Annotated in this window: 27 protein-coding genes; 3 read left to right on the top strand and 24 right to left on the bottom strand. The window is 70.7% G+C overall.

The window, feature by feature from the left end:
- A partial coding sequence (locus ABYE80_RS03730; RefSeq protein ID WP_372788773.1) for a 5'-3' exonuclease H3TH domain-containing protein occupies nucleotides 1-1,141 on the bottom strand: 1,141 nt, incomplete at its 3' end.
- A 147-nt stretch (nucleotides 1,142-1,288) separates the two neighbouring features.
- Here ABYE80_RS03730 and ABYE80_RS03725 point away from each other — a divergent pair.
- The gene (locus tag ABYE80_RS03725) at nucleotides 1,289-2,758 is read left to right on the top strand and encodes an NAD-dependent malic enzyme (protein ID WP_372788772.1); all 1,470 of its coding nucleotides are present in this window, start codon (nucleotides 1,289-1,291) and stop codon (nucleotides 2,756-2,758) included.
- Between the two features lie 96 nt (nucleotides 2,759-2,854).
- Nucleotides 2,855-3,760, top strand: a complete 906-nt coding sequence (locus ABYE80_RS03720) for a TIGR01777 family oxidoreductase (protein WP_372788771.1) — start codon at nucleotides 2,855-2,857, stop codon at nucleotides 3,758-3,760.
- An 86-nt stretch (nucleotides 3,761-3,846) separates the two neighbouring features.
- Here ABYE80_RS03720 and ftsH read toward each other — a convergent pair whose 3' ends face one another.
- From ftsH to ABYE80_RS03625, 19 genes are all read right to left on the bottom strand, one after another.
- Nucleotides 3,847-5,883 carry an ATP-dependent zinc metalloprotease FtsH gene (ftsH, locus tag ABYE80_RS03715; protein ID WP_372788769.1) on the bottom strand — a complete coding sequence of 679 codons (2,037 nt, stop codon included), beginning with the start codon at nucleotides 5,881-5,883 and terminating at the stop codon, nucleotides 3,847-3,849.
- 81 nt (nucleotides 5,884-5,964) lie between these two features.
- Nucleotides 5,965-6,183, bottom strand: coding sequence for a hypothetical protein (locus ABYE80_RS03710; RefSeq protein WP_372788768.1), 219 nt, complete (start codon nucleotides 6,181-6,183; stop codon nucleotides 5,965-5,967).
- Between the two features lie 5 nt (nucleotides 6,184-6,188).
- Complete coding sequence (locus ABYE80_RS03705) at nucleotides 6,189-6,950, bottom strand: ABC transporter ATP-binding protein (RefSeq protein ID WP_372788766.1); 762 nt, start codon at nucleotides 6,948-6,950, stop codon at nucleotides 6,189-6,191.
- Nucleotides 6,947-7,762 carry an ABC transporter ATP-binding protein gene (locus ABYE80_RS03700; protein ID WP_372788764.1) on the bottom strand — a complete coding sequence of 272 codons (816 nt, stop codon included), beginning with the start codon at nucleotides 7,760-7,762 and terminating at the stop codon, nucleotides 6,947-6,949. Before ABYE80_RS03700 ends, ABYE80_RS03705 begins: the two co-directional genes overlap by 4 nt.
- Nucleotides 7,759-8,955, bottom strand: coding sequence for a branched-chain amino acid ABC transporter permease (locus ABYE80_RS03695; protein WP_372788763.1), 1,197 nt, complete (start codon nucleotides 8,953-8,955; stop codon nucleotides 7,759-7,761). Before ABYE80_RS03695 ends, ABYE80_RS03700 begins: the two co-directional genes overlap by 4 nt.
- Nucleotides 8,952-10,007 (bottom strand): branched-chain amino acid ABC transporter permease, encoded by a 1,056-nt coding sequence (locus ABYE80_RS03690; protein ID WP_372788761.1) that lies wholly within the window; start codon nucleotides 10,005-10,007, stop codon nucleotides 8,952-8,954. Before ABYE80_RS03690 ends, ABYE80_RS03695 begins: the two co-directional genes overlap by 4 nt.
- 146 nt (nucleotides 10,008-10,153) lie before the next feature.
- Nucleotides 10,154-11,377 (bottom strand): branched-chain amino acid ABC transporter substrate-binding protein, encoded by a 1,224-nt coding sequence (locus ABYE80_RS03685; RefSeq protein ID WP_372788760.1) that lies wholly within the window; start codon nucleotides 11,375-11,377, stop codon nucleotides 10,154-10,156.
- A gap of 142 nt (nucleotides 11,378-11,519) precedes the next feature.
- Nucleotides 11,520-11,684, bottom strand: a complete 165-nt coding sequence (locus tag ABYE80_RS03680) for a hypothetical protein (protein WP_372788758.1) — start codon at nucleotides 11,682-11,684, stop codon at nucleotides 11,520-11,522.
- 54 nt (nucleotides 11,685-11,738) lie between these two features.
- Nucleotides 11,739-12,554: a tryptophan synthase subunit alpha gene (gene trpA, locus ABYE80_RS03675; protein WP_372788757.1), complete on the bottom strand. Its 816-nt coding sequence runs from the start codon at nucleotides 12,552-12,554 to the stop codon at nucleotides 11,739-11,741.
- Nucleotides 12,551-13,777: a tryptophan synthase subunit beta gene (trpB, locus tag ABYE80_RS03670; RefSeq protein WP_372788755.1), complete on the bottom strand. Its 1,227-nt coding sequence runs from the start codon at nucleotides 13,775-13,777 to the stop codon at nucleotides 12,551-12,553. Before trpB ends, trpA begins: the two co-directional genes overlap by 4 nt.
- On the bottom strand, nucleotides 13,774-14,451 hold the full coding sequence (locus ABYE80_RS03665) for a phosphoribosylanthranilate isomerase (RefSeq protein ID WP_372788753.1): 678 nt from the start codon (nucleotides 14,449-14,451) through the stop codon (nucleotides 13,774-13,776). The genes trpB and ABYE80_RS03665 overlap by 4 nt, the downstream gene beginning before the upstream one ends.
- 58 nt (nucleotides 14,452-14,509) lie before the next feature.
- The gene (locus ABYE80_RS03660; RefSeq protein ID WP_372788751.1) at nucleotides 14,510-15,700 is read right to left on the bottom strand and encodes a S1C family serine protease; all 1,191 of its coding nucleotides are present in this window, start codon (nucleotides 15,698-15,700) and stop codon (nucleotides 14,510-14,512) included.
- A 92-nt stretch (nucleotides 15,701-15,792) separates the two neighbouring features.
- Nucleotides 15,793-16,581: an indole-3-glycerol phosphate synthase TrpC gene (gene trpC / locus ABYE80_RS03655; protein WP_372788749.1), complete on the bottom strand. Its 789-nt coding sequence runs from the start codon at nucleotides 16,579-16,581 to the stop codon at nucleotides 15,793-15,795.
- A complete protein-coding gene (gene trpD / locus ABYE80_RS03650; protein ID WP_372788747.1) occupies nucleotides 16,578-17,609 on the bottom strand; it encodes an anthranilate phosphoribosyltransferase in 1,032 nt (343 codons plus the stop codon). Before trpD ends, trpC begins: the two co-directional genes overlap by 4 nt.
- A 66-nt stretch (nucleotides 17,610-17,675) precedes the next feature.
- Nucleotides 17,676-18,266 carry an aminodeoxychorismate/anthranilate synthase component II gene (locus ABYE80_RS03645; protein WP_372788745.1) on the bottom strand — a complete coding sequence of 197 codons (591 nt, stop codon included), beginning with the start codon at nucleotides 18,264-18,266 and terminating at the stop codon, nucleotides 17,676-17,678.
- The gene (trpE, locus tag ABYE80_RS03640) at nucleotides 18,263-19,753 is read right to left on the bottom strand and encodes an anthranilate synthase component I (RefSeq protein WP_372788743.1); all 1,491 of its coding nucleotides are present in this window, start codon (nucleotides 19,751-19,753) and stop codon (nucleotides 18,263-18,265) included. Before trpE ends, ABYE80_RS03645 begins: the two co-directional genes overlap by 4 nt.
- On the bottom strand, nucleotides 19,737-20,333 hold the full coding sequence (gene hisIE / locus ABYE80_RS03635) for a bifunctional phosphoribosyl-AMP cyclohydrolase/phosphoribosyl-ATP diphosphatase HisIE (protein ID WP_372788742.1): 597 nt from the start codon (nucleotides 20,331-20,333) through the stop codon (nucleotides 19,737-19,739). Before hisIE ends, trpE begins: the two co-directional genes overlap by 17 nt.
- Nucleotides 20,334-20,359: 26 nt before the next feature.
- Complete coding sequence (locus ABYE80_RS03630) at nucleotides 20,360-21,520, bottom strand: NAD(P)/FAD-dependent oxidoreductase (RefSeq protein ID WP_372788740.1); 1,161 nt, start codon at nucleotides 21,518-21,520, stop codon at nucleotides 20,360-20,362.
- Between the two features lie 16 nt (nucleotides 21,521-21,536).
- On the bottom strand, nucleotides 21,537-22,400 hold the full coding sequence (locus ABYE80_RS03625; RefSeq protein ID WP_372788739.1) for a phytoene/squalene synthase family protein: 864 nt from the start codon (nucleotides 22,398-22,400) through the stop codon (nucleotides 21,537-21,539).
- 34 nt (nucleotides 22,401-22,434) lie between these two features.
- Between ABYE80_RS03625 and ABYE80_RS03620 the strand changes: the two genes are divergently transcribed.
- Nucleotides 22,435-23,361 (top strand): ArsA family ATPase, encoded by a 927-nt coding sequence (locus ABYE80_RS03620; protein WP_372788738.1) that lies wholly within the window; start codon nucleotides 22,435-22,437, stop codon nucleotides 23,359-23,361.
- A 23-nt stretch (nucleotides 23,362-23,384) separates the two neighbouring features.
- Here ABYE80_RS03620 and era read toward each other — a convergent pair whose 3' ends face one another.
- The 4 genes from era to ABYE80_RS03600 are packed head-to-tail and all read right to left on the bottom strand — an operon-like array spanning nucleotide 23,385 to nucleotide 26,084.
- Nucleotides 23,385-24,287, bottom strand: a complete 903-nt coding sequence (era, locus tag ABYE80_RS03615; protein WP_372788736.1) for a GTPase Era — start codon at nucleotides 24,285-24,287, stop codon at nucleotides 23,385-23,387.
- Nucleotides 24,288-24,292: 5 nt separating this feature from the next.
- Entirely contained in the window at nucleotides 24,293-24,688 is a 396-nt protein-coding gene (ybeY, locus tag ABYE80_RS03610; RefSeq protein ID WP_372788735.1) for an rRNA maturation RNase YbeY, read from the bottom strand.
- A 29-nt stretch (nucleotides 24,689-24,717) separates the two neighbouring features.
- A complete protein-coding gene (locus ABYE80_RS03605) occupies nucleotides 24,718-25,698 on the bottom strand; it encodes a PhoH family protein (protein ID WP_372788734.1) in 981 nt (326 codons plus the stop codon).
- Nucleotides 25,695-26,084, bottom strand: a complete 390-nt coding sequence (locus ABYE80_RS03600) for a GatB/YqeY domain-containing protein (protein ID WP_372788732.1) — start codon at nucleotides 26,082-26,084, stop codon at nucleotides 25,695-25,697. The genes ABYE80_RS03605 and ABYE80_RS03600 overlap by 4 nt, the downstream gene beginning before the upstream one ends.
- Between the last annotated feature and the right edge of the window lie 88 nt (nucleotides 26,085-26,172).

Here is a 26,172-nt window from a genome sequence, read left to right as displayed (position 1 = left end):
CGCCCAGCGCCGTCACGAGGTCCTCCGGCCTGGGGCACTCCCCCACCAGGACGTCCTCGCCGCAGGCGACGCCGAACCGCCAGCCGCCCTCGGTGGCGAACAGCTCGCCCTCGGCGACCTCGGGGGCGCGGACGGCGATCGCCACCTCGAGCCCGGCGGCGAGCGCACGGACGTCGTCGAGCGTCGCCTCGCGGACCTTCGCGCCGACCTGCTCTTCGGTGACGACCGGGACCCCACCGCCGCCCGCCGGGTCCCCCGAGCCGAGCACCTCCTCGAGCCGCCGCAGCGGGTCGCGCAGCTCGAACTCCCGGAACACCTCGCGGAGCTTGGAGCGATCCGGCTCGCGGGCCATCGTGGCGTGCGGATCGACGTCGACCGGGACCGCGCGGTTCATCGTGGCCAGCTCACGGGAGATGCGCGCGTCCTCCGCGTGGTTGGTGAGGTTCTCCTTGCGCTTGGCGCCGCTGATCTCGTCGATCGACGCGAGCACCGTGTCGAGATCGCCGAACTGCTGCAGCAGGGCGGCCGCCGTCTTGTCGCCGATGCCGGGCACGCCCGGGATGTTGTCCGACGTGTCGCCCTTGAGCCCGTAGAAGTCCGGGATCGACTCGGGCGGGATGCCGTAGCGGTCGATGACGGCCTGACGGTCGTAGCGCTTGGTCTCGGTGATGCCGCGGGCGGTCGCCATCACGGTGACCAGTCCGTCGTCGCCGACGAGCTGGAACGCGTCGCGGTCCCCGGTCACGATCGTGACCGGCACGGGCGGATCGGCGTGACGGGCCTTCTCGGCGATCGACGCGATGACGTCGTCCGCCTCGAAGCCCTCGACGCGGACGTTGTCGTACCCGAACGCCTCGACGATCTCCAGCAGGTGCGGCCACTGTTGCTTGAGCAGGTCGGGACGGGAGGTCCGCTGGGCCTTGTACTCGGCGTAGACCTCCTTGCGCCCGGAGTGCCCGGCGTCCCAGACGACGATCGTGGGCCGCTGCCCGTGCTCGGTCATGATCTTCACGAGCATCGACGCGAACCCGAAGATCGCGTTCGTGGGGAAGCCGGTCGACGTCGCGATCGACTCCGGCAGGGCGAAGAACGCGCGGTAGGCGAGGGAGTTGCCGTCGATGAGGTACAGGTCGTCGGACATCGCCTGCGACCCTAGCGACCGCACCGGTCCCGCCCGGCGTGCGGCCGGTCCGCCGCCGTCCGCGCGCTCGTCCGCCGGCGGTGGCCGTCCGCGCCCGCCCGCGTCGGCAGCGTGAACGATCACGGACACTTGTAACCTCCGGCGCCCATGAGCGTCACGCCTTCCGCGCAGTACAGCCTCACGATCCGGGTGGAGATCGCCCACAAGCCGGGCATGCTCGGCCAGGTGGCCTCCGCCATCGGGAAGGCCGGCGGCGTCATCGGGGCGGTGGACCTCGTCGAGGTCACCGACTTCGTCCTCCTGCGGGACATCACCGTCGACGCCGCGGGGCCCGACCACTGGGACGAGATCATCGCCGCGATCGAGGCCCTGGACGGCGCTCGCGTGGTCGACAAGACCGACCGCACGTTCCTCATGCACGTCGGCGGCAAGATCGAGCAGCACAACAAGTCGCCGCTCAAGACGCGCGACGACCTCTCCATGGCCTACACCCCGGGTGTGGCCCGCGTCTGCCAGGCGATCGCCGACGATCCGGACAAGGCCTTCCAGTACACGATCAAGCGCAACACGGTGGCCGTCGTGAGCGACGGGACCGCGGTGCTCGGCATGGGCGACATCGGGCCCGAGGCGGCGATGCCCGTCATGGAGGGCAAGGCGTGCCTCTTCAAGGAGTTCGCCGGCGTCGACGCGTTCCCGATCTGTCTGGACACCAAGGACCCCGAGGAGATCATCCAGGCCGTCAAGCTGATCGCGCCGACCTTCGGCGGCATCAACCTCGAGGACATCAGCGCCCCGCGCTGCTTCGAGATCGAGGACCGGCTCAAGGCCGAGCTCAACATCCCGGTGTTCCACGACGACCAGCACGGCACGGCCATCGTCGTCCTCGCAGCCCTGCTGAACGCGTGCAAGCTGACGGGCCGGGACCTGATGGACCTCAAGGTCCTCGTGACCGGGCTCGGCGCGGCCGGTGTCGCCGTCACCAAGATCCTGATGGAGGCGGGCGTCCGGCACGTCATCGGCGCGGACTCCCGCGGCGTGGTGAGCACCGAGCGCGCGGACTACCTGGACGGCTCGATGAACGCCATGAAGCGGTGGTACGCCGAGAACTCCAACCCCGAGAAGCTGACCGGCACGCCGGCGGACGTCATCGACGGCACGGACCTGTTCATCGGACTTTCGGGCGCCCGGATCTTCCCGCCGGAGACGCTGTCGCGCATGAACAAGGACGCGATGGTGTTCGCGATGGCCAACCCGAACCCGGAGGTCGCCCCGGAGGAGGCCGCGCCCTACGCGCGGATCATCGCGACCGGCCGGTCGGACTACCCGAACCAGATCAACAACGTGCTCGCCTTCCCGGGGATCTTCCGCGGCGCGCTCGACGTCCGTGCCCCGCACATCACCGAGGACATGAAGATGGCCGCGGCCCGGGCGATCGCCAAGATCATCCCGGACAGCGAGCTCCGCGAGGACTACATCGTCCCGTCGGTGTTCAACCGGGACGTGGCCCCCGCGGTCGCGGACGCGGTCGCCGAGACCGCCAAGGCCTCGGGCCAGGCCATGGCCGAGCAGAACACCATCGGCTTCGCCGCTATCGACGCCGAGCGCATGCGCGCATAGGCTTCTCGCTCGGCGGCAGCGCCGACGCGCCTGATCCAGGTCCTGCGGACCCCTCGTACCCCTGGCGTGACCCCGAACTCCAGGAGCTGCTGAACCATGAAGGTGACCGTGACCGGTGCGACCGGTCTCATCGGGACGAAGCTCGTCTCCGCGCTCAAGGCGCGTGGCGACGACGTCATCGTCCTGTCCCGCTCCCCCGAGAAGGCCAGCGCGGCGCTCGGCGTCCCCGCGCTCGCGTGGGACCTGCTCGCCGGAGCGCCACCCGCCGAGGCCCTCGACGGGCGCGACGCGGTCGTGCATCTCGCCGGCGCCCCGGTGGCGCAGCGCTGGAACGACCAGCGCAAGCAGGAGATCCTCGACAGCAGGGAGACCGGCACCCGCAACCTGGTCGCGGGGCTCGCGGCCGCGGAGTCCCGGCCCGGCGTGCTCGTGTCCTCGTCGGCGGTCGGGTACTACGGCAAGCACGGGGACGAACGCGTCGTGGAGAGCGAACCGGCCGGCAGCGACTTCCTCGCGGGCGTGTGCGTGCGCTGGGAGCGGGAGGCCGACAAGGCCGCCGCTCTGGGGGTCCGGGTCGTCACCCTCCGCACCGGTGTCGTGCTCGACAAGAGCGGCGGTGCGCTGAAGACGATGCTGCCCCCCTTCAAGCTCGGGATCGGCGGCCCGGTCGCCGGCGGCGCGCAGTACATGCCGTGGATCCACGTCGACGACGTCGTCGGCCTGTACCTGAAGGCGCTCGACGACCCGTCCTGGAGCGGTCCCTACAACGCCAGCGCCCCGGAGCCCGTGACCAACAAGGAGTTCTCCCGGGCGCTGGGCAAGACGCTGCGGCGCCCCTCGTTCGCGCCGGTGCCCGCCTTCGCCCTGCGGATCCTCTACGGCGAGATGGCCGAGATCGTCACCGCGGGCCAGCGTGCGGTCCCGGAGCGCCCGCTGGCCGAGGGCTACACCTACCAGCACCCCGACCTGTTGCCGGCACTCGCCAGCGCCCTCGGGAAGTAGCCGGCGCCACGGACGGGTGCTTCGTGCGATGACCGTCGCTCAGCGCCGGTGATCGCACGAACCCCGTCCGGCGCGTGACCAACCGGTCAGGCCGGCTCGACCTCGCCGGTCCGCACCCGCTCGACGCCGGCGGCCGCGTAGGCGGCGTCCTCGTCGAGCGTCTCCTGCTCGAGAAGGGTGCGGGTGAGGCTCTCGAGCTGATCGCGATGCTCGGTGAGCAGCAGGGTGACGTCATGGTGCGCGCCGTCGACGATCCGGCGCACCTCCTGATCGATGAGCTCCTGGGTGGCCTGCGACACCGACGAGGCGCCGGGCAGGAGCATGCTCTCCTGCTGTCGGCTCTCGACCGCGACCGGACCGATCGCCTCGCTCATCCCCCATCGGGTGACCATGCCGCGAGCGATCCCGGTCAACTGCTGGATGTCCGACTCCGCGCCGGCCGTGATCGTCCCGTAGACGACCTCCTCGGCGACACGGCCGCCGAGCGCGACGAGGATCTTCCCGCGGAGGTAGTCCTGGTCGTAGTTGTAGACGTCGCTCTCCGGCGCGGACACCGTGACGCCGAGCGCCTGCCCGCGAGGGATGATCGAGACCTTGCGCACCGGGTCGGCCCCCTCGGTGAGCATGCCGACCAGCGCGTGCCCCGCCTCGTGGTACGCGGTGCGCTCGCGCTCCTCCTGGCTCATCACCACACCGCGTTCGGTGCCGAGCAGGATCTTCTCCAGGGCGTCGGTGAAGTCGGCCATCGCGACCTTCTCGTGCTCACGCCGGGCAGCGAGCAGCGCGGCCTCGTTGACGAGGTTCGCGAGATCCGCACCGACCATGCCCGGCGTCGTGGCGGCGACGGCCTCCAGGTTCACGTCCTCGGCCAGGGGCACCGAGCGGGTGTGCACGAAGAGGATCGCGGTACGGCCCACCACGTCCGGAGCGGAGATCTCGACGCGCCGGTCGAAGCGTCCCGCACGCAGCAGGGCGGGGTCGAGCACGTCGGGCCGGTTGGTCGCGGCCAGGACCACCACGCCCGCCGACGGATCGAACCCGTCCATCTCGGTGAGGATCTGGTTCAAGGTCTGCTCGCGCTCGTCGTGGCCGCCGCTGCTGAACCCGCCACCGCCGGAGCGCGAGCGCCCGATGGCGTCGATCTCGTCGATGAAGATGATCGAAGGAGCGGCCTTCTTGGCCTGGTCGAACAGGTCGCGCACGCGCGAGGCCCCGACCCCGACGATCATCTCGATGAACTCCGAGGCCGACGCGGTGAAGAACGCCGCGTTGGCCTCGCCGGCGGTCGCGCGGGCCAGCAGCGTCTTGCCGGTGCCGGGGCGGCCGGAGAGCAGGACGCCCTTCGGGACCTTGGCCCCGAGCTTCTTGTAGCGGTCGGGGTTCTTGAGCATGTCCACGACCTCGGACAGCTCGCGCTTGACCTCGTCGATGCCCGCCACGTCGGCGAACGTCGTGCGGATCTGCTCCTCGACGACGCGCTTGGCCTTCGAGCGGCCGAACGACGCCATCGCGCCGCCCGCCCCGCCGGCCGCGCGCCGCATGATGTACAGGATCGCCCCGAGCAGCAGCAGGGTCGGGAGCAGCGACAGCAGCAGGTTCGCGACCAGGCTGCGGCCCTGGCGCGGCGGCGACGCGTTGATCTCCACGTCCTGCTTGAGCAGCAGCGCCGAGAGCTCGTCGGAGTTCGCGAACGTCGGGATCTCGGTGGAGAAGCGCGACGTCTTGCCGACCTCGCCGGGCGGGTCCACGTCCTTCTTGAACTCACCGCTGATCGTCTCGCCCTGGGACGAGATCGACTGCACGTTGCCGCGCTCGAGCTCGGTGAGGAACGTCGGGTTGTACGAGATCCGTGCGGGCTTGTCCGCGCCCGGCAGCAGCGTCGCGAAGAAGAAATTCAGCGCGAAGAGCGCCATGAGAATGATGAAGAACCGCCGCCAGGAGATGCCGCTGCGCATCGGGCCGTCGGGCGGCGGGGCGCCACGGCCGTCCGGAGCCGGGCTCACGCGCCACGGAGGCTTCTCCTGGTTGTCGGGCCGGTCGCGCTGACCGGGCGGCCGCGACCGGGTCGGGCTCGACTCGGTTGCCGCTGAGCGGACGGCCTTTGGGGAGCGAGGTTCGGGCATCGGTCTTCAGTGATGGTACGGAGCCGAGGCCTCGGGCATGCGAACTTGCGTGCGCCCGCGCGGTTGCGAGCGGCTCGCGAGCTACTCAGAGGCGGCTTTGCGCTTCCACGCCGAGTCCTCGCGCGCGGGCACCAGCAGCCAGATCACGACCCCGATGGCCGAGAGCAGCAGGCCCGTCCCCAGCCCCCACTTCTCGCCGTAGCCCTTGCGGGCGCTGAGCGAGCTCGCCGCGATCGCCGACGCCAGCCACAGGAACAGCAGCCAGAACGCCCATCCACCCACCGCTGCCAAGACGAACATGCCGGTCACACTCCGAGGTAGGCGGCTTTGACGCGATCGTCGTTCTGGAGGTTCGCCGACGTGTCGGTCAGGGCGACCTTGCCGGTCTCCAGCACGTAGCCGCGGTTGGACACGTCCAGGGCGTGGCTCGCGTGCTGCTCGACGAGCAGGATCGTCACGCCCTGGTTGTTGATCTCGCGGATGATCTCGTAGATCTTGTCGACGATCACCGGGGCGAGCCCCAGAGAGGGCTCGTCGAGCATCAGGAGCTTCGGGCGGGCCATCATCGCGCGGCCCATCGCGAGCATCTGCTGCTCGCCGCCGGACATCGTGCCCGCCTTCTGCACCTCGCGCTCCTTCAAGCGCGGGAACAGGTCGTAGACGCGCTCGATGTCCTCCTTGATCTCCTTGTGATCGTTGCGCGTGAACGCCCCCATCTCGAGGTTCTCGAGCACGGTCATGCGGGGGAACACCCGGCGCCCCTCGGGGCTCTGGACGATGCCGATCGCCGCGACCTCGTGGCCCTTCATCCCGGCGAGATCACGTCCCTGGAAGACGATGCTGCCGCGCTTGGGCGGCGCGATCCCGGAGATCGAACGCAGCGTCGTGGACTTGCCGGCGCCGTTGGCGCCGATCAGCGTCACGATCTCCCCCGGGTTGACCGTGAGCGAGATGCCCTTGAGCGCCTGGATCGCACCGTAGTAGGTGTGGATCTCGTCGACGACGAGGACGGGATCCTCGGCGACGGCTGCGCCGCCGGTCGGTGTGGTGGTTGGTTGCTCGCTCATGCCTGGCTCCCAAGGTACGCCTCGATGACGCGGGGGTTGGCGCGGACCTCGTCCGGCCCGCCCTCCGCGATCTTCTTCCCCGACTCGAGTACGGTGATCCGCTCGGAAACGCTCATGACGACACGCATGTCGTGCTCGATCAGCAGGACCGAGATGCCCCGCTCGTCGCGGACGCGCTCCATGAGGGACCGCAGTTCCTCGGACTCCTGCGGGTTCATGCCCGCCGTGGGCTCGTCGAGCAGCAGCAACCGGGGCTCCGACGCCAGGGCGCGCGCGATCTCGAGACGGCGCTGGTCGCCGTAGGGCAGGTTCATCGCCAACTCGTCGTGGCGTCGCAGCCCGACGAGGTCCAGCAGCGAGCGCGCCTCCTCTTTCGAGTTGCGCTCCTCACGGGCGACGAACGGGGTTCGCAGGACCATCCCGGTCACGCGCGACCGCAGGCGCCCGTGCATCCCGACCTGGACGTTCTCGATCGCCGACATCGTCCGGAACAGCTTGATGTTCTGGAACGTGCGGGACATCCCCGCGTTGGTGACGATGTCCGCGCGCTTGCCGGTGATGTCCTTGCCGTCGAACACCACCTTCCCGGTCGTCGGCTTGTACAGGCCGGTCATGCAGTTGAAGAACGTCGTCTTGCCCGCGCCGTTCGGTCCGATGAGGGACACGATCGACCGCTCGGGCACCATGAAGTCGACGTCGTCGACGGCGACCAGACCGCCGAACACCTTCGACACACCGGTCGCTTCGAGCAGCGGCGCGCGGGTCGCGACGCCGCCGTCCCCCGACCCCGTGGTTGTGGTCTGCTCGCTCATGTCTGGCGCACCTCGTAGGCCTGGTCGGAGTACTCGTCCGGTGGGGCGCCGGGATCATCGCCCTCGTGGAGCTCGAGCTTCCGTCTGCCGGAGGGCAGGAAGCCCTCGGGACGCAGGATCATCATCGCCAGCAGGAAGAACCCGAAGATCCCGAAGCTGATCGAGGTGACCTGGAAGCCCAACGGGTCCGACAGCTTGTTGAGCTCGGGCAGCCCGAAGCTGTTGAGCATCGACAGGGCGATCGCACCGAGCACGACCCCCCAGATGTTGCCCATGCCTCCGATGATGACCATGCAGAGGATGAACACCGACTTGCCGAACGCGAACTGGTCGACGTTCACCGAGGTGTTGATCGCGCCGAAGTACACGCCCGCGAAACCGCCGAGCGCGGCACCGATGGCGTAGGCCCAGAGCTTCGTGCGGACGAGGTTCACGCCCATCGCCGACGCGGCGACCTCGTCCTCGCGCACCGCGATCCACGCGCGACCCAGCCGCGAGTCGCGGAGGCGGATGTTGACGAACAGGGTCAGCGCCACGAGCCCCAGGCCGATGTAGAACAGCGGCCGGTTGTCGAACGGGCTGATCGGGGTCGCCCCCGGGAGACCGATGCTGTCGATCGGCTGGATGCCGCGCTTGCCGTTGGAGAAGTCGGTCGACCCGATCCCGAAGATGCCGGACGTGGCGTTCTCGAACACGCGCGGGACGATCTCGCCGAACGCGAGCGTGACGATCGCGAGGTAGTCGCCTCGCAGCCGCAGCGTCGGGGCGCCCAGCAGCGCGCCCCACAGCGCGGTGAACGCCGCGCCGATCACCAGGACGATGAAGAAGTTCACGTGGATCCCCGGCAGGTTCTCTGCCGCGGAGCTCGCGAGGATGTGGATGTCGACGTCGCTGAAGTGGCTGGAGCCGAGCCAGGCGACGACGAAGGCCCCGATGGCGTAGAACGCCACGTACCCGAGGTCGAGCAGGCCGGCGAAGCCGACCACGATGTTGAGGCCCAGCGCCATCACGACGTAGGCGAGCGCCTGCAGCGATGCCTTCATCAGCGAGGCGTCGCTCTCCATCAGGGCGGACACGACGAGCGGGAACAGCGCGAGGGCGCCGACCACGCTCGCCGCGATGATCCACGGCGACGTGACGTTGGTCAGCGGTGTGCGCTTGACGGGAGGCGGTGAGGCGGCTTGCGTGCTCATCCCTCTCGGACCTCCTCTCCGAACAGGCCCTGGGGTCTGAACACCATGATCACGATCAGGATCGCGAACACGACGGCCGGGGTCCAGTCGGTGCCGAGCTCCAGCCCGAGGTACTCACCCGAGTCGGAGATCGCCTGGATCACCCCGATGATGAGCCCGCCGAGCACCGCGCCCTTGAGGTTGCCGATACCGCCCATCACCGCGGCGGTGAAGGCGATCAGCCCGGCCGTGAAGCCCTGGTTGAACTGCACGGCGCCGTTGTAGAGCGCGTAGATCAGGCCGGCAGCACCGGCCATCAGGCCGCCGAGCATGAACGTCAGGGCGATGGTCCTGTCGACGTCGATGCCCATGAGCCGGGCGGCGTCGGGATCCTGGGCCGTGGCGCGCATGCCCTTGCCGTAGCGCGTGTGGCCGATGAAGTAGAGCAGCGCGTAGAGCAGCGGCGCGGTGACCGCGACGGCGAAGATGTCCGAGTACAGGACGTCCACCTCGAGGAACGTGAAGACCGTGTGCTGCGAGGTGATCAGGTCCGGCACGCCCTCCGGCGTCGGACGCCACAGGAGCCCGACGTTCTGCAGGATGAAGCTCATGCCGATCGCGGTGATGAGCGGCGCGAGTCGTGGCGCGTTGCGCAGCGGCCGGTACGCCACCCGCTCGATCATCACGTTCAAGGTGCCGCTCGCCAGCATGGCGAGGACCAGCACGATCGCGATCGCGACGATGGTCAGCAGCAGCGAGGTCTGCGCGTCCACACCGGTCATCTGCCAGCACGAGAGCGAGACGAACGAGCCGATCATGAAGACCTCGCCGTGGGCGAAGTTGATGAGCTCGATGATGCCGTACACGAGCGTGTACCCGAGCGCGATGAGGGCCCAGATCGTGCCGTTCGAGAGGCCGGTCTTGATGGCCTCGAGCGTCCCTGTCTGATCGTGGGCGAACTGCGCGAGGAGCGCGACGCCGAGGATGACGGGAAGAAGGTTGTCGGAGAGCGCCGAGCCCAGCGAGCGCCCCGGCGGGGTCCTGGCAGGCTCAGGGATGCTTGCGGCTTCCATAGTCAGTTTCTGTCGGGTCCTGGTGCGATCGGGGCGGTGAACCAGCGGGTCGGACGCCGTGTGCTCGGCGACCGGTCGGACGAAACCAGTCGGGGCGGGCCGAACGCCGTTCGGCCCGCCCCTAGCTGGTTCAGCCGGTCATGTCGCTAGGACGTGGCGGCCTTGATGACCTTGTCGAACACGAGCTTGCCGTTCTCGATCCGGTTTCCACCGTAGTCGGAGAGCGTCGTGTCGCCGTTCTCGTCGATCGAGTACTTGCCGAGCACCGAGTCGCGGTCCTTGATCTTGAAGAACGCGTCGATGACGGCCTGACGGTCGTTGCCCTTGTCACCGGCGTTCTGGATCGCGAGCAGCACGACCTTCATCGCCTCGTAGCCGTAGATGGCGTAGGGCTCCGGGTCCTTCCCGAACTTCTCCTTGTAGGTCGCGAAGAAGTCCTGGGCCGCCGGCGGGTAGAGCTTCGGGTCCAGGGTCGGGTTGGTGATGAACGTGTTCTTCTCGGACTTGCCGATCTCCTCGGAGAACGCGGACTCCGCGACGCCGTCCGGGCCGAAGAGCTTCAGCGTCGGATCAGCGGCGTAGACGTCCTTCCAGATCTGCACGCCCTTGTTCTGCGTGATGCCACCGAAGAACATGCAGTCCGCGCCGGAGGCCTTGATCTTCGAGGCGACCGAGCGGAAGTTCGCGGCCTTGATGTCGATGCCGTCGTTGCCCAGGACGGTGAGGCCCTGCTCCTTGGCGATACGCGCGACGGCGTCGGCCAGACCCTTTCCGTAGACCTCCTTGTCGTTCAGGATGTAGAGCTTCGTGCAGCCCTGATCCTTCTGGTAGGAGACCTGAGCGGCGGCCTGGATGTGGTCGGCCGGGACGACGCGCCCGAAGGTGCGCTTGCCGGTCGGGTAGTACTTGTCCGGCTCGCCCTTCTCCGCACCCTCGGCACGGGTGAGGCCGACGTACGTGTTGGACGGCGAGACCTGCAGGAGGCCGACCTGGTTGATCAGCGGGATCGAGATCGCCGAAGCACCGGAGTTGAACTCACCCAGGTAGGCGATCGCGGTCTTGTCCTGCGCGGCCTTCTGGGCGTTGGCAGTGACCTGACCGGGCTCCCACTTGCCCTCTGCAGCCGTGGCGTCGTCGAGGCTCACGTACTTGATCGTGAACTCGCCGACCTTGCCGCCGGCCTCCTCGAGCGCCAGCTTCTCGCCGTTGACGACGGATTCCGACTGAGGCTTGCTGTCACCCTGGAGCGGAAGGCTCGAATAGATGGTCAGCGTCTTCGACCCGCTGGAGGCGGATCCGCCCCCGCTCGACTCGTCGTCGTCGCCGCACGCGGCGACGCCGAACGCAAGCGCGGGAACGAGGCAGCTCATGGCTACCACAGAACGTACTCGCAAAAGAAGTCCCTCCTCAGAGACTTGGAACCAGAAGTAGCGGCGATCCTACTCTCGCCGTTACTGCGAACGCAATCGACAAATGGTCGAACCCGCGCGGCGCCGCGACGCCGGGGTTCACCTAGCCCTGGTTGTTGCCGGGCAGGTAGCCCTTGAGGATCTGCCCGAGGCAGCCCAGGAGCACGATCAGCGTGGTGATCATGAAGGCGTCGATGGCCTTGGCACCGATCGACCACATCACGATCCACACGACGAGGCCGGCGGTGGCGGCAAGCACGAGTCCCATGGGACGGGAGAATATCGGGCGCCGCCCGACGGCGGCCATCCGGTCGTGCAGGGCCTACCGCGCGAGACCGGCGGCCAGCCCCGACACGAGCTCACGCACCGCGGCGGCCGGGTCCTCGGACTCGCCCGCGGCCCGGACCAGGCGGCTGCCGACGATGACCCCGTCGGCACCGGCGTCGGCGGCCTGCCGGGCCTGCTCGGGCGTGGCGATCCCGAAGCCGAGCGCCACCGGGACGTCGGTCGATGCCTTGGCCCGGGCGATGATGGCGTCGAACTGATCGGCGAGCGCCGCCCGCTCACCCGTCGTCCCGGCGACCGACACCGTGTAGAGGAAGCCGCGGGCCCGGGCGCCGATGCGCGCGAGGCGCTCGTCGGGCGTGGTCGGCGCGACGAGCGGGACCAGCGCCACGCCGGCCGCGTCGCAGGCGTCGAGCACCGCGGGAGCCTCCTCGAGCGGCAGGTCCGGCACGATCAACCCGCTGCCCCCGGCGTCGGCGAGCCGCTGGGCGAACGCCTGCGCTCCGCGAGCGAGCACCAGGTTGGCGTAACACATCATCACGACGGGCACGCGGTGCGCGAGCGCCTCGCACTGCGCGAACGTCTTCTCCACGGTCGCCCCGGCGCGCAGCGCCGTGGTGCCGGCCTCGTGGATCACGGGACCGTCGGCGAGCGGGTCGCTGAAGGGCACGCCGAGCTCGACCAGGTCGGCTCCCCCGTCCGCGTAGGCCTGGGCGATGGCGCGGGCCGTCGCGTCGTCCGGGAAGCCGCCCATCAGGTAGGGCATCAGCGCCGCGCGCTTGCCGTGACCGGCGAACGCGTCCGCGATGCGCTGTGCGCCCGCGTTGGTCGTGGCCTGCGACGTCGACGTCATGCGTCACCCCGGTCGGTCCGGCGAAGCGCGTCCTCGCCCTCGAGCTCCTTGAGCTGGGCGATCACCTCGGCGAGGTCCTTGTCCCCGCGGCCCGACAGGCAGACGAGATCGAGCGTCGAGTCCGACGGCTCGTGCAGCACGTAGTGCAGGGCGTGGCTCGGCTCGAGCGCGGGGATGATCCCCTCGAGCTGCGCGACCGTCCGGAACGCCCGAAGTGCGTCGTGATCGCCCACGGCCACGTAGGTCGCCCGCCCGGACTCCTTCAGCCACGCGTGCTCGGGGCCCGAGCCGGGGTAGTCGAGGCCGGCCGACACCGAGTGGGCCTCGGTCACCTGCCCCTCCTCGTCCTGCATGATCAGGCTCAGGGAGCCGTGCAGCACCCCGGGCCGACCGCCGACGGTCAGCGGTGCGCCGTGGCGCCCGGAGTCCAGGCCCTCCCCCGCCGCCTCGACGCCGACGAGCTGGACGTCCTCGTCGTGCTGGAAGCCGGCGAAGGTCCCGATCGCGTTCGAGCCGCCGCCCACGCAGGCGACGACCCGGTCGGGCAGGCGGCCCTCCCGTTCGAGGATCTGCGTGCGGGCCTCGTCGCCGATCAGGCGCTGGAGGTCGCGGACGATGGCCGGGTACGGCGCCGGTCCGACCGCCGAGCCGATGATGTAGTGCGTGTCGCCCACGTTGGCCACCCAGTCGCGGATCGCCTCCGACACGGCCTCCTTCAGCGTCCGCGCCCCTGCGGTGACGGGTGCGACCGTCGCCCCCAGCAGCTGCATCCGCTCGACGTTGGGCTTCTGGCGGCGGATGTCCTCGGCGCCCATGTAGACGATGCACTCCAGCCCGAGCAGCGCGCAGGCGGTGGCGGAGGCGACGCCGTGCTGACCGGCCCCGGTCTCGGCGATGATCCGCCGCTTCCCCATCCGCTTGGCCAGCAGGGCCTGGCCCAAGGCGTTGTTGATCTTGTGCGCGCCGGTGTGGTTGAGGTCCTCGCGCTTGAGGTAGACGGGTCGGCCCGCCACCTCGCTGAGGCGCTCGGCGAGATACAGGGGGGTCGCGCGCCCGACGTAGTCGCGCAGCAGCAGGTCCAGCTCGGCCTGGTACCCGGGGTCGAGACGGGCGGCGACCCACGCCTCCTCGAGCTCGGCCAACGCGGGCATCAGGGTCTCCGGCACGTACTGGCCGCCGTAGGGCCCGAAGCGGTGCTCGATGGATGCGACGTGACTGGTCATGAGGCCACCGCCTGGTGCTCGTCGTCGTGGGGTGCGGTCGCGGCGACCGCGGCGGCGAACGCCGTGATGCGCTCGGGGTCCTTGATCCCCGGCGAGGACTCCACCCCACTGGCGACGTCGACGGCGAAGGGCTGGGTGACGGCGATCGCCGCGCCGACGTTCTCCGCGTTCAGACCACCAGACAGGATCAGCGGCACGCGCGAGCGGCGCTTGGCGACCAGGCCGTGGTCGAACGTCCGGCCCGTCCCGCCGACCTCGCCGGGGACGTGTGCGTCGAGCAGGTGGAAGTCGGTGTGGAACGGGGCCAGCGCGGTGATGTCGCCCTGGTCGTGCACCCGCGCGGCCTTGATCACCTTGGCCCCGGTGCGGCGGGCGACCTCCGCGCAGAACGCCGGTCCCTCGTCGCCGTGCAGCTGGACCATGGTCAGACCGATGGTGTCGGCGGCCTGCGCGACCTCGTCGAGCGTGGCGTTGACGAACACGCCGCAGACCTCGACCTGCCGGCGCAGGGTGCGGGCGATCAGCTCCGCCTCCGGGGGATCGCACGCCCGCTTGGACCCCGGCCACAGGATCACGCCGACCGCCCAGGCGCCGGCCTCGACGGCCAGGCGGGCGTCGTCGAGGCGGGTGATGCCGCAGAACTTGATCCTGGGGGCGCGGGGTGCTCGGGTCACCCGACCATCGTAGGCCAGCGCCCGTGAGATCCGCCGTGTGCCGCGGCGGGAGCCCTGCTCAGCCCGGGACCGAGGCGTTCGGACGGGAGCCGAGCTTGACGTCGAGGGTCTTCTTCTGGCCGTCGCGGCGGATGCCGACCTTCACCGTGTTCCCGGGCTTCTTGCCCTGCACCAGCCGGGCGACGTCGTCGGAGCTCGTCACGGCCTTCCCGTCGATCGACTCGATGATGTCGCCGCCGAGCTGGATCTCACCGGTGGTGAGCTGGGCGCTGATGTCCCCACCGCGGAGACCGGCCTTGTCGGCCGGGCTGCCCTGGGCGACGGTCTGCACCAGCGCGCCCTTCTTCACCGGGAGGTTCAGGGCGTCGAGCGACCCGTCGATCGTGATGCTCGTGATGCCGAGGTAGGCGCGATCGACCCGACCGCTCTCCTTCAGCTGGGGCAGGATCTCCTTGGCCGTGTCGATGGGCACCGCGAAGCCGATGCCGACGTTGCCGCCGCCGGAGCCGCCGGTCTCGATCTGGGAGTTGACGCCGATCACCTTGCCGGTCGCGTCGATCAGGGGACCGCCCGAGTTGCCCGGGTTGATCGCCGCGTCGGTCTGGATGACGTTGCTGATCGTGAAGTCGTTCGGTGCGTTGATCCGACGCTGCAGCGCGCTGACCACGCCGGTGGTGAGGGTCCGGTCCAGCCCGAACGGGTTGCCGATCGCGATCACCGGGTCGCCCACCTGGACGTCCTTGGACGAGCCGAGCTCCAGCGGTCGCAGGTCGACGCCGTCGGACTCGACCTTGAGCAGCGCCAGGTCCGAGGAGACGTCCTTGCCGATCACCTTCGCGGTCACCGTCTTCTTGTCCTGGAACTGCACCGACACCTTCACCGCGCCGTCGATGACGTGGGCGTTGGTGAGGATCGAGCCGTCGTCGTTGATGACGAACCCCGAGCCGGTGGAGACGGACTGCTGGGTCTGGGGCGTGCCGAAGTCGAACGGCGACGCGGTGCGCTGGACGACCTGCGCGCGGATGAACACGACGCCCGGGGCGTCCCGCTCGTAGAGCTCCCGCGGGGTCAGGCCGGATCCGTCGCTCGCGGCGTTCGCGGTGCCGGAGCCGATCGGCGCCTGCTGGACGATCGTGGTCGTGGTGCCGTCCGTACCGCCGATCCCGGTGAGCGCCACCACTCCCACCGCGGTCCCTCCTCCGATGAACGCGGAGGCCAGGGCGACGGGGAGGAGCTTCGTGTTCGGCATGCGGTCGATCCTGTTCGGGGCGGGTGAAAGCGGCCCTAACCGGCCCTAAATGTTGCTAAATCCTGCCACCGGATGCGGCACCTGCCGTCGGGTCAGGCGCCGCGGTGTCCGGTGAGCTCGCGGCACGCGGCCTCGGGGTCGTCCGCGCGCATCAGCCCCTCCCCCACGAGGACGGCGTCCACGCCGACACGCTCGAGATCCTCGAGCTGCTCGCGCGTGTGGAGCCCGGACTCGGAGACCACCAGCTTGCCGGTCGGCACGTCGGAGAGCAGCTCGTACGTCCGCTCGACGTCCACGGAGAAGTCCGAGAGGTCGCGGTTGTTGATGCCGATCAGGTCGGCGTCCACCACGTCGAGCGCACGAGCCAGCTCCTCCGCGTCGTGGACCTCGACGAGCACGTCGAGATCCAGTTCCATCGCGTGCCCGTGGAGCTTCGCGAGCCGCTTGTCGTCGAGGGCGGCGACGATCAGCAGGATGGCGTCGGCCCCCGCGACCGCGGACTCCACCACCTGGTAGCGCTTGACGACGAAGTCCTTGCGCAGGATCGGCAGGCCGCACGCCGCGCGCGCCTCACGGAGGTCGGCGAGCGAGCCGCCGAAGTGCGGGCCCTCGGTCAGGATCGAGAGCGCGGACGCCCCACCCCGGTCGTAGCTCGTGACGATGTCGGTGACCGAGGCGCCGGCGCGGATCGTGCCCGCGGACGGCGAGCGGCGCTTGTGCTCCGCGATCACCGCGATGCCGGGGCGGGTCAGGGCCTCCGCGAACGGACGGTCGTCCTCGCGGCTCGCGAGCTGGGCTTCCAGGTCCTTGAGCGGCAGCTCCTCCTGGCGTCGGCGCACCTCTTCCTTGGTGGAGTCGACGATGCGGTCCAGCACACTCATGCTGCGAGCTCCTGGGAGAGGGCGACGTACCGCCGCAACGTATCGGCAGCCGCGCCGGAGTCCACGGCCGCGACGGCCGCGTCGATCCCGGTGCGGAGATCCTCGGCGCGACCCGCGGCGTAGATGGCCGCGCCCGCATTGAGCACCGCGAGATCCCGCGCCGGTCCGGGCTCGCCGGCGAGGATGGCGCGCGCCGTGGCCGCGTTGGCGTCCGGGGTGCCCGCCGGGATGCTCTCGGGCGCCACCCGCTCCAGGCCCAGTTCCTCGGGCGTGACGTCGTACCGTCGCGGGGCTGCGGTCCCATCGACCTCCACGACGTGGGTCGACCCCGATGTGGAGAGCTCGTCGAGCCCGTCGGCGGATGCGACGAGCAGGGCCCGGTCGACGCCGAGGCGTTGCAGTGCGCCTGCCATCACGTCGAGCATACCCGCGTCGCTGACCCCGATCAGCTGACGCCGGGCGCCTGCCGGATTGGTCAGCGGGCCGAGCACGTTGAAGACCGTGCGGACCGCCAGGTCCTTGCGCACGGGGACCACGAACCGCATGGCGGCATGGTGCGACGGGGCGAACATGAAGCCGAAACCGATCTCGTCGATGCACCGGGCCACGGCCTCCGGCGCCAGGTCGATCCGCGCACCGAGCGCCTCGAGCACGTCGGCGCTGCCGGACAGCCCGGTGGCGGACCGGTTGCCGTGCTTGGCCAGGGCGCACCCGGCGCCGGCCGCGATGAACGCAGCGGTGGTGGAGACGTTGAACGTCGGTCGCCCGCCGCCCGTCCCCGCGGTGTCGAGCAGGTCGGCGCGCGTCGTGCGCACGGGGGTCGCGAGCTCCCGCATGGTCCGCGCCAGGCCCGCGACCTCCTCGACGGTCTCGCCCTTCGTGCGCAGCGCGATGAGGAAGGCGGCCGTCTGGACCTCGGACGCGTTGCCGGTCATGACCTCCTCGAGGACCGCGGCGGTCTCGTCCTGGGACAGGTCGCGGCGGGAGGCGAGGGCGTCGATCGCCGCGGTGAGGACGTCGTTGGGCATGGCCGGCGCGAGGGAGCGTACCGGCCCCGCGCACGACGCGCCGCCGCGCGCCGGGCGTGGCGCGCCTCAGCCCCGCAGGAAGTTCGCGAGCAGGTCCTTGCCCGCGTCGGTGAGGACCGACTCGGGGTGGAACTGCACGCCCTCGGCCGGGAGCTCACGGTGCCGCAGCGCCATCAGGACCCCGCCGCCGTGCGCGGTCGCCTCGAGGCACGCGGGCAGCGTGTCCTCAGGGACGACGAGCGAGTGGTAGCGCCCGACGGTCAGCGGATTCGGGAGACCTCTGAAGATCGTGCGGCCGTCGTGATCGATCGAGGTCGTCTTGCCGTGGACCGGCACGTGCCGCACGACGGTGCCCCCGAACGCCTGGGCCATGGACTGGTGGCCGAGGCACACCCCGAGCGTCGGGATGCCGGCCTCCGGGAAGCGGCGCACGACCTCCAGCGACACCCCGGCCTCGTCGGGCGTGCACGGCCCCGGCGACACCACCAGGCGGTCCGGCGCCCGTTCGAGTAGCGCCTCGACGGGTTCGACGTCGTTGCGCACGACCTCGATCTCCGCGCCGAGCTCCCCGAGGAACTGGACGAGGTTGTAGGTGAAGGAGTCGTAGTTGTCGAGGACGAGGACGCGCATGTCGTGGGTGTCGTTCGCGGGGCTCATGGCCAGTCCGGCTGCCGGGCAGCGAGCTCGATGGCGGCCTTCACTCCGCGGGCCTTGTTGACCGACTCCTCGTACTCGTAGGCGGGCTTGGCGTCGGCGACCGTGCCGCCACCGGCCTGGATGTGCGCCCGTCCGTCCTTCATGACCACGGTGCGGATGTGGATGCAGGTGTCGAGGTCGCCGGTGTAGCTGAGCCAGCCGATCGCGCCGCCGTAGCCGCCGCGCTTGACGGGCTCCAGCTCGTCGATGATCTCCATGGCCCGGACCTTCGGGGCCCCCGAGAGCGTGCCGGCCGGCAGGACCGATCGCAGCGCGTCCATCGCGCCGACGTCCGCGCGAAGCTCGCCCGACACGCTGCTGACGATGTGCATCACGTGCGAGTAGGTCTCGACGACCATGAAGTCGTCGACCTTGACGGTGCCGTAGTCGCAGACGCGACCGAGGTCGTTGCGCCCCAGGTCCACCAGCATCACGTGCTCGGCGCGCTCCTTCTCGTCGGCCATCAGCTCGCCGGCGATCCGCGCGTCCTCCTCGGCCGTCGCGCCGCGAGGACGCGTCCCGGCGATCGGCCGGGTGGAGACGTGGCGGCCGCTCACGGTGAGCAGCGGCTCCGGCGAGGCGCCCGCGACCTGGAAGTCCAGGTAGTCGAGGTAGTACATGTACGGGGAGGGGTTCACGACCCGCAACCCCCGGTAGACGCTGAACGGGTCGACGTCGATGTCCGCGCTCCAGCGCTGCGAGGGCACGACCTGGAACGCGTCGCCCGCGTGGACGTACTCGACGATCCGCGCGACGGTCGCCTCGAACTCCGAGCGCTCGTGGTTGGAGCGGAACTCCGGCACGGTGCGCGGGGCCCGGTTGGCCGCCAGGGTCGGCACCGGCCCGGCGAGCAGGCGCCGCGCCTTGGCGATCGTGGCCACCGCGTCCGCGTAGTTGGCCTCGACGTCGTCGCCCTCCTCGGCGTAGACGTTCACCAGGATCGTGACCGTGTGCTTGAGGTGGTCGAAGACCACGAGCACGTCGCTGAGCATGAGCGCCATGTCCGGCAGCCCGACCTCGTCGGGGTTCGGGTCGCCCAGCGTCGTCTCCACCGTCCGTACGAGGTCGTAGCCGAAGTAGCCCACGGCGCCTCCGGCGAACGGGGGCAGGTCGTCGAGCGGCGCCTGCCTCCAGCGCTGCACCGCGGCCGCCGCGATCGCGTACGGGTCGCCGTCGTCGCCGAGGGACCAGCGCACGACCGACCGCGGCCGCAGGCCGATGAACGAGTAGCGGCCCACGCGCTGGCCCTGCTCGGCGCTCTCCAGCAGGAAGCCCGGGAACTCCGGGGTCTCGCCGCGGAGCTTCAGGAACGCGGACACCGGCGTCTCGAGGTCGTCGATGAACGTGTGTCGCAGCGGGACCACGTTGAAGTCCCGTGCGAGCGTCCGGACCTCGTCCAGCGACGGCTCGACGCTCGGCGGGGCCGGCGCCTCAGCGTCGGCGCTCACGGAGCACCTCCAGGGCGTCACCGAGCTCGCGGTCGCGGCCCGCCAGCAGCACGAGCAGGTGGTACAGCACGTCGGCGGCCTCGTTGTCGACCCGGTCGTCGGTCTCCTCCCGGGCGGCGCGGGCGACCTCCTCCGCCTCCTCCATGACCTTGGCGCCGATCAGCGGCGGGTCGTCGAGGAGCTGCACGGTGTAGGAGCCTTCGGGTCGCTGTGCCTTGCGCTCGGACAGGACCCGCTGGAGGTCGGGCAGCACCTCGTGCGGGGCCAGCGGTTCGAGATCCCCGTCGTGGAAGCAGGTCCGCGCCCCCGTGTGACAGGCCGGTCCGGCCGGCTCGACCAGCGCCAGCAGCGCGTCGCCGTCGCAGTCCAGGCGCAGCGCGCGGACCCGCTGGACGTTCCCGGAGGTCGCACCCTTGTGCCACAGCTCGTCGCGTGAGCGGCTCCAGAGGTGCAGCTCCCCGGTCTCCCGGGTCCGCTCGATCGCCAACGCGTTGGCGTAGGCGAGGGTCAGGACCTCCCCCGTGTTCCAGTCCTGGATGACGACGGGGACGAGGCCGCGCTCGTCGAAGGCGATGTCCACCCGCGGCAGTCTACGAGCGTTGCCGCTCAGACCGCGGTCGCGTGGACCCGCACCCCCGGCAGATCCGACACGGAGGACGGCGGCGCCTGATCCAGGTACCAGCCGAAGGCCCGGTCGACCAATCGCCGACGCGACAGCAGTCGCAGGCCGAGGGTCAGCAGCCGCGGTGGCAGCGCCGGGAGGAGACGTTGCAGGTGCCACGCGACCGCGAACGCTCGGGCGTGCGAGGCGCTGAACGCGTCGTAGCGGGACACCGCGTCGGCCCGGGCGCGTTCACCGGCCAGGACCGCGCGGATCTCGCGGCCCGCGGCCACCCCGAAGTGCAGGGCCGGGCGGATCCCTTCCCCGGACAGCGGGAAGCAGTGCCCCGCGCTGTCGCCGCAGAAGAAGACGCCGTCCTGCGTCGCCGGGCGCAGCCGATGCGGGAACCAGTTGCCCTGGTAGCGGACGCGGTCCTCGTCCAGCCGCTGCGCCAGCCGCTGGGTCGGGCGCTTGACGTGGTCGCGCGGGTCGTAGCTGCCGACGCCGATGCGGACCTCGCGGCCCGCGGGCACGCGCCAGCCGTAGCCACGGCGGATCAGCCCGCGCTCCACCCAGCAGTCCAGGCTGTCGCCCTGGACGACCGTCCGTTCGGGATGGACCTCCAAGCCTCGGGAGAGGAACGCCTCCGGGGGCTGGATCCGCGGCTCGGCGTTCGACAGCACGCGACGCCAGCCGAGCGCGTCGACGACCAGCGGCGACCGGATCGGCCCCCGGTCGGTGTGGACGACGTGGTCGGCGGTGCCGCCGGCGTGCGGCTCGCGGCGCTCGACCTTGGCCGTCACGAACCGGGCGTCGGTCTGCTCGAACAGCAGCTCGCACAGCCGGCGGTAGTCGAACGCGGACCAGCTCCAGGGGAGCCGATACCGGACCGTGCCGTGCGGGGTGGTGAAGGACATGTACGGCAGCTCCTGGACGATGGCGTCCTGCAGCCCCATGGCGACCAGCCACGGCGTGGGCGCGGCACAGGCGCTGGTGGCGCGCTCACCGATCTCGTAGCGGTCGACGAGCAGCACGTCGGTCCCGCTGCCCGTCAAGGCCCGGGCCACGGCAAGTCCCGCGAAGCTCGCCCCGCACACGAGCACGTCCGGGCGCTCGCCGCTGAGCGGCGTACGGGCCGTCCCGCGGGCGGTGCGTCGGACGGTCACGGGCCGCGCTCGCGCATCAGATCGCTCCCCGGGGCGCGTGCAACGACGGGACGCGCGGCAGCCGAGGCAGCAACGAGCCCGCCCCCGGCCGCAGGACGTCGAACCCCGACGCCTCGATCCGGTCGAGCACCCGCAGGTACACGGCGCGGGCGAGGCGGACCCCGGGTCGCATCGCCGGCCGCAGCCCGGCCGGGACGCAGGCGGTCACCGAGAAGAGCTCCCGAGCTCGTGCCACGTCGCGCTCCACGCACGCCCGGACCCGCGGGGAGGCGAAGCCGTCGCGCAGATCCTCCTCCGGAAGGCCCGGGAGGTAGACCCGGTCCAGCGACCAGTCCTCGGCGACATCGCGCACGAAGTTCGTGAGCTGGAAGGCGACGCCGAGGGCGGCGATCTGCTCCCGCAGGCCGGCGGGAGCCTCGAGCAGCGGCGCCATCAGGCGACCGACCGCGGCCGCGGACCCGTTCATGTAGCGGTCGAGCGCGGCGCCGTCGGCGATCCGCACCGGCCCGCAGTCGACGCGCATCGAGTCCATGTACACGTCGAGCTCGTCGAGCGGCAGGTCGTGCCGGTGGGCGGCGTCCACCAGCGCGGCGATCACCGGGTGATCGCTGTGACCGGCCGCGACGCCGTCCCGCAGGGTCCGTTCCCAGGCGTCGAGCGCGAGACGTCGCTCGGCCGGGTCGGTGGGTGCGCCGGGCCCGTCGACGAGCTCGTCGGCGCCGCGGACGAAGCCGTAGAGCGCATGGACCGCGGGACGCGTCCGCCGGGGCAGGCAGCCCGTCGCGACGTAGAACGTGGGATCGTGACGACGCTGCATGGTCCTGCAGCGCTGGTAGGCCCGACGCACATCGGGGTCCTCGGAGGTCACGGTGTCGTCCACGTTACCGCTCGATACGTACCGTTCGGCAGAGCAGATGAACGAGATCCTCAATCACAACCTGATCGTCGTGACCGGCAAGGGCGGGGTCGGGAAGACGACGGTCGCCGCGGCGCTCGGGATGCTCACGGCGCGCGCGGGCGGCCGGACGATCGTCTGCGAGGTCGGAGCCCACCAGCGCCTGCCCGACCTCTTCGGGGTGACCCCCGGGGACCCCGGCGACGAGATCCGTCTGTCCGACGGGCTCTTCCAGACGTCGGTCGACCCGATGCTGGCGATCGAGGAGTGGATCGGGCGGCAGCTCGGTTCCCGGTCGCTCACGCAGGTCCTGGCCCGGTCCAACGCGTTCCAGTACTTCGTGGCGGCCGCTCCCGGGGCGCGAGAGGTGCTGACGATCAGCAAGGCGTGGGAGCTCGGTCAGGACGCGCGCTGGGACAAGAACGCCTCCGGGTACGACCACGTGATCATCGACGCGCCCGCGTCGGGGCACGGCGTCGGACTGCTGCGCTCGCCCTCCACGATCTCCGGGGTGACCCGCGGGATCGGCCCGGTAGCCGGCCAGGCGCACAAGGTCCGCGATGCGCTCCACGACGAGGCGACCACCGCCTACGTGGCCGTCACCCTCGCCTCGGAGCTGCCCGTGACGGAGACGCTGGAACTGGACGGACTGCTGAGCGCCGCCGTCGGGCGCGGGCCCGACACCATCATCTGCAACGCCGTCCTGCCCCGGCGGTTCACCGGTCGCGACCTCCAAGCGGTCGCGGAGGCCGACGGTGCGGTCGACGACGCGGTCCGCAGGGCCACGCTCAGCCAGTCGGACCGCGTGCGCGAGCAGCAGTCGCAGTTGCGACGGCTGCGCAAGGGGGCGACAGCCCCCGTCGTGACGCTCCCGTTCGTCCCCGCCCCCGAGCTCGAGCTCGAGGACGTTCGCGCGCTGGCCGACGAGCTCGCGCGCCGCGCGTGACCCCGTAGCGACGCCGTCGGGCGTCAGTCGATCCCGAGGCGGTCCAGCAGACGGTCGTCGCCGCGCCAGCCCCGCCGCACCCGCACCGACAGGTCGAGGTGCACGTGGGTGCCCATCTCGCGTTCGAGCTCCTTGCGCGCCTTGGTCCCGATCGCCTTGATCATCTTGCCCCCGGCCCCGATGAGGATGCCCTTCTGGGACTCGGTCTCCACCCACATCAGGGCGCGGACGCGCACGAGGTCCTCACGCTGCTGCTCGATGTCGTCGACGACGACCTCGACCGCGTGCGGGACCTCCTGACGCGTCCGGCGCAGCACCTGCTCACGTACGAGCTCGGCGAGCAGCACGTGCTCGGACTGGTCGGAGGACTCCTCGGGGGAGAAGTGGAACGGCCCCTCGGGAGCCAGCGCCCGGAGATGCTCGAGCAGCGCGACCACGCCCTCGCCGGTCTGCGCGCTGATCGGGAAGATCTCGTCGGCGATCTCCAGCGCGGCGGCGCCGTCGAGCGCTGCGACCGTCTTGGCGCGGTCCGCGCGATCGATCTTGTTCACGGCGAGCACGACCGGCAGCTTCGCCCCGCGAAGGGCCGCGGCGATGAACCGGTCGCCGGGCCCGATGCCGTCGACCGCGTTGACCACCATCAGGACCGCGTCGGAGTCCCTGAGCTCCTGCTCGACCCGGTGCTGCATCCGCTCGGTCAGCGTGTCGCGCGGCCGCTGGACGCCGGGAAGGTCCACGAGGACGAGCTGCGTGTCACCGTGCGTCGCCACGCCGCGGATCGCCCGGCGCGTCGTCTGCGGCTTGTCGGACACGATCGCGATCTTGCGGCCGACCATCGCGTTGACGAGCGTCGACTTGCCGACGTTCGGACGCCCGGCGATGGCGACGAACCCCGAGCGGGTCGATGTCGGAGGTAGCGCGGACACGCCCCTCACCAGCTCAGGATCTCGGCTTGGACCGCGAGCATCTCGCCGTCGTCCGTCTCGTGGTCCATGCCGGTGAGGTGCAGCACGCCGTGGACCACGGCCTCGCGGAGATCCTCGGTGTGGTCGGCGCAGATCACCACGTCGCCGAGCTCCCGGGACGCGGGCGGGCCCTGGATCGGACCGGCCTCGTCGACCGGGAAGCTCAGGACGTCGGTCGGCCCGTCCTTGCCCCGGTGCTCGGCGTTCAGCTCCGCGATGCGCTCCGCGTCCACGAAGGTCACCGCGAGATGGCCGTCCTCGATGCCGGCCGAACCGGCCGCCAGCCCGGCGAGGCGCTCGATCTCGGGCGGCGGGAGCGTCGTGACGAACCGCTCACCTCCGATGACCTCGACCTCAAGCATGGGACCTCCTCTGGTCAGCAGGCGCGCCGCTAGGCGCGCTTGCGATCCGTGGCCGGGCGGATGCCCGGTGCCTGGCGCTCGGCGTGATCGGCGTAGGCCTCGACGATGCGCTGCACGAGCCGGTGCCGGACGACGTCCTCACCGCCGAAGCGGACGAAGTCGACGCCTTCCACCTCCTCGAGGATCTCCCCGACGACCACGAGCCCGGACTTCTGCTCGCGCGGGAGATCGACCTGCGTGACGTCCCCGGTCACGACCATCTTGGAGTTGAACCCCAGGCGCGTGAGGAACATCTTCATCTGCTCGGGCGTGGTGTTCTGCGCCTCGTCCAGGATCACGAACGAGTCGTTGAGCGTGCGACCGCGCATGAAGGCCAGCGGTGCGACCTCGATCACGCCCTTCTCCAGATGGGAGGACACCTTCTCGGGCTCCATCATGTCGTGGAGCGCGTCGAACAGCGGGCGCAGGTACGGGTCGATCTTCGCCATCAGGTCGCCGGGCAGGAAGCCCAGGCGCTCACCGGCCTCCACCGCAGGGCGCGTGAGGATGATGCGGCTGACCTCGCGCCGGTGCAGCGCGGCCGCCGCGGCGGCGACCGCCAGGAAGGTCTTGCCGGTGCCGGCCGGGCCGACCCCGAAGGTGATCGTGTTGCGGCGGATCGAGTCGACGTAGCGCTTCTGCGTCACCGTCTTGGGCGCGACCTTGCGCGAGCGGTGGCGCCAGACGACGTCCTCGAGGACCGCTGCGGGGGACTCCTGCTGTTCGAGGGCGCTGCTCACGGTCCGGATTGTCCCAGGTCCGACCTCGTGTCCGTGCTTGACGAGCTCGTCGAGCTCACGGACGACCGTCGTGGCCGATCCGATCGCCTCCGCGTCACCGTCCAGCGTGATGAGGTTGCCGCGCAGGAACACGTCGCAGTCGACGTGCCCCTCGAGCGCTCGCAGGATCTGATCCCCGCTGCCGCTCAGGGCGGCCGCGACCTCGTTGGACACTTCGAGCTGTCGCCTCAAGTCCTCAGTACCTCCTGCACGATGGTGGACACACGCTTCCCGTCGGCCTTCCCCGCGGCGCGGGTCATGGCCGCCTTCATCACCTGCCCCATGTCCTTCGGCGAGGTGGCCCCGACCTCCGCGACCGCCTCGGTCACGATGGCACGAAGCTCCTCGTCGGAGAGCTCGGCAGGCAGGTAGGTCGTGATGATCGCCGCCTCCGCGTCCTCGGCGGTCGCGAGCTCCTCGCGCCCGGCCTCGCGGAACGCGGCAGCGGACTCGAGGCGGCGCTTGCGCTCGCGGCGCAGCACGGTCACCTCGTCGTCCCCGCCCTCCTTGGCCGCCTTCTGCAGCTCGGAGAGCACCATGCGCAGGGCGCCGACCCGCTCCTTCTCGCCCGCCTTCATGGCAGTCACGAGGTCTTGCTTCACGGAGTCCGCAATCGGCACTGACACGGACTATACGCCCGGCCCGGACGGGACCGTGCGTGGTCGG

Source organism: Paraconexibacter sp. (assembly GCF_041602235.1).
In the GTDB taxonomy this organism is placed as follows: Bacteria; Actinomycetota; Thermoleophilia; order Solirubrobacterales; family Solirubrobacteraceae; genus Paraconexibacter.
The sequence above is the reverse complement of the archived record's forward strand: the minus strand, read 5'-3'. Positions and strand labels throughout refer to the sequence as shown.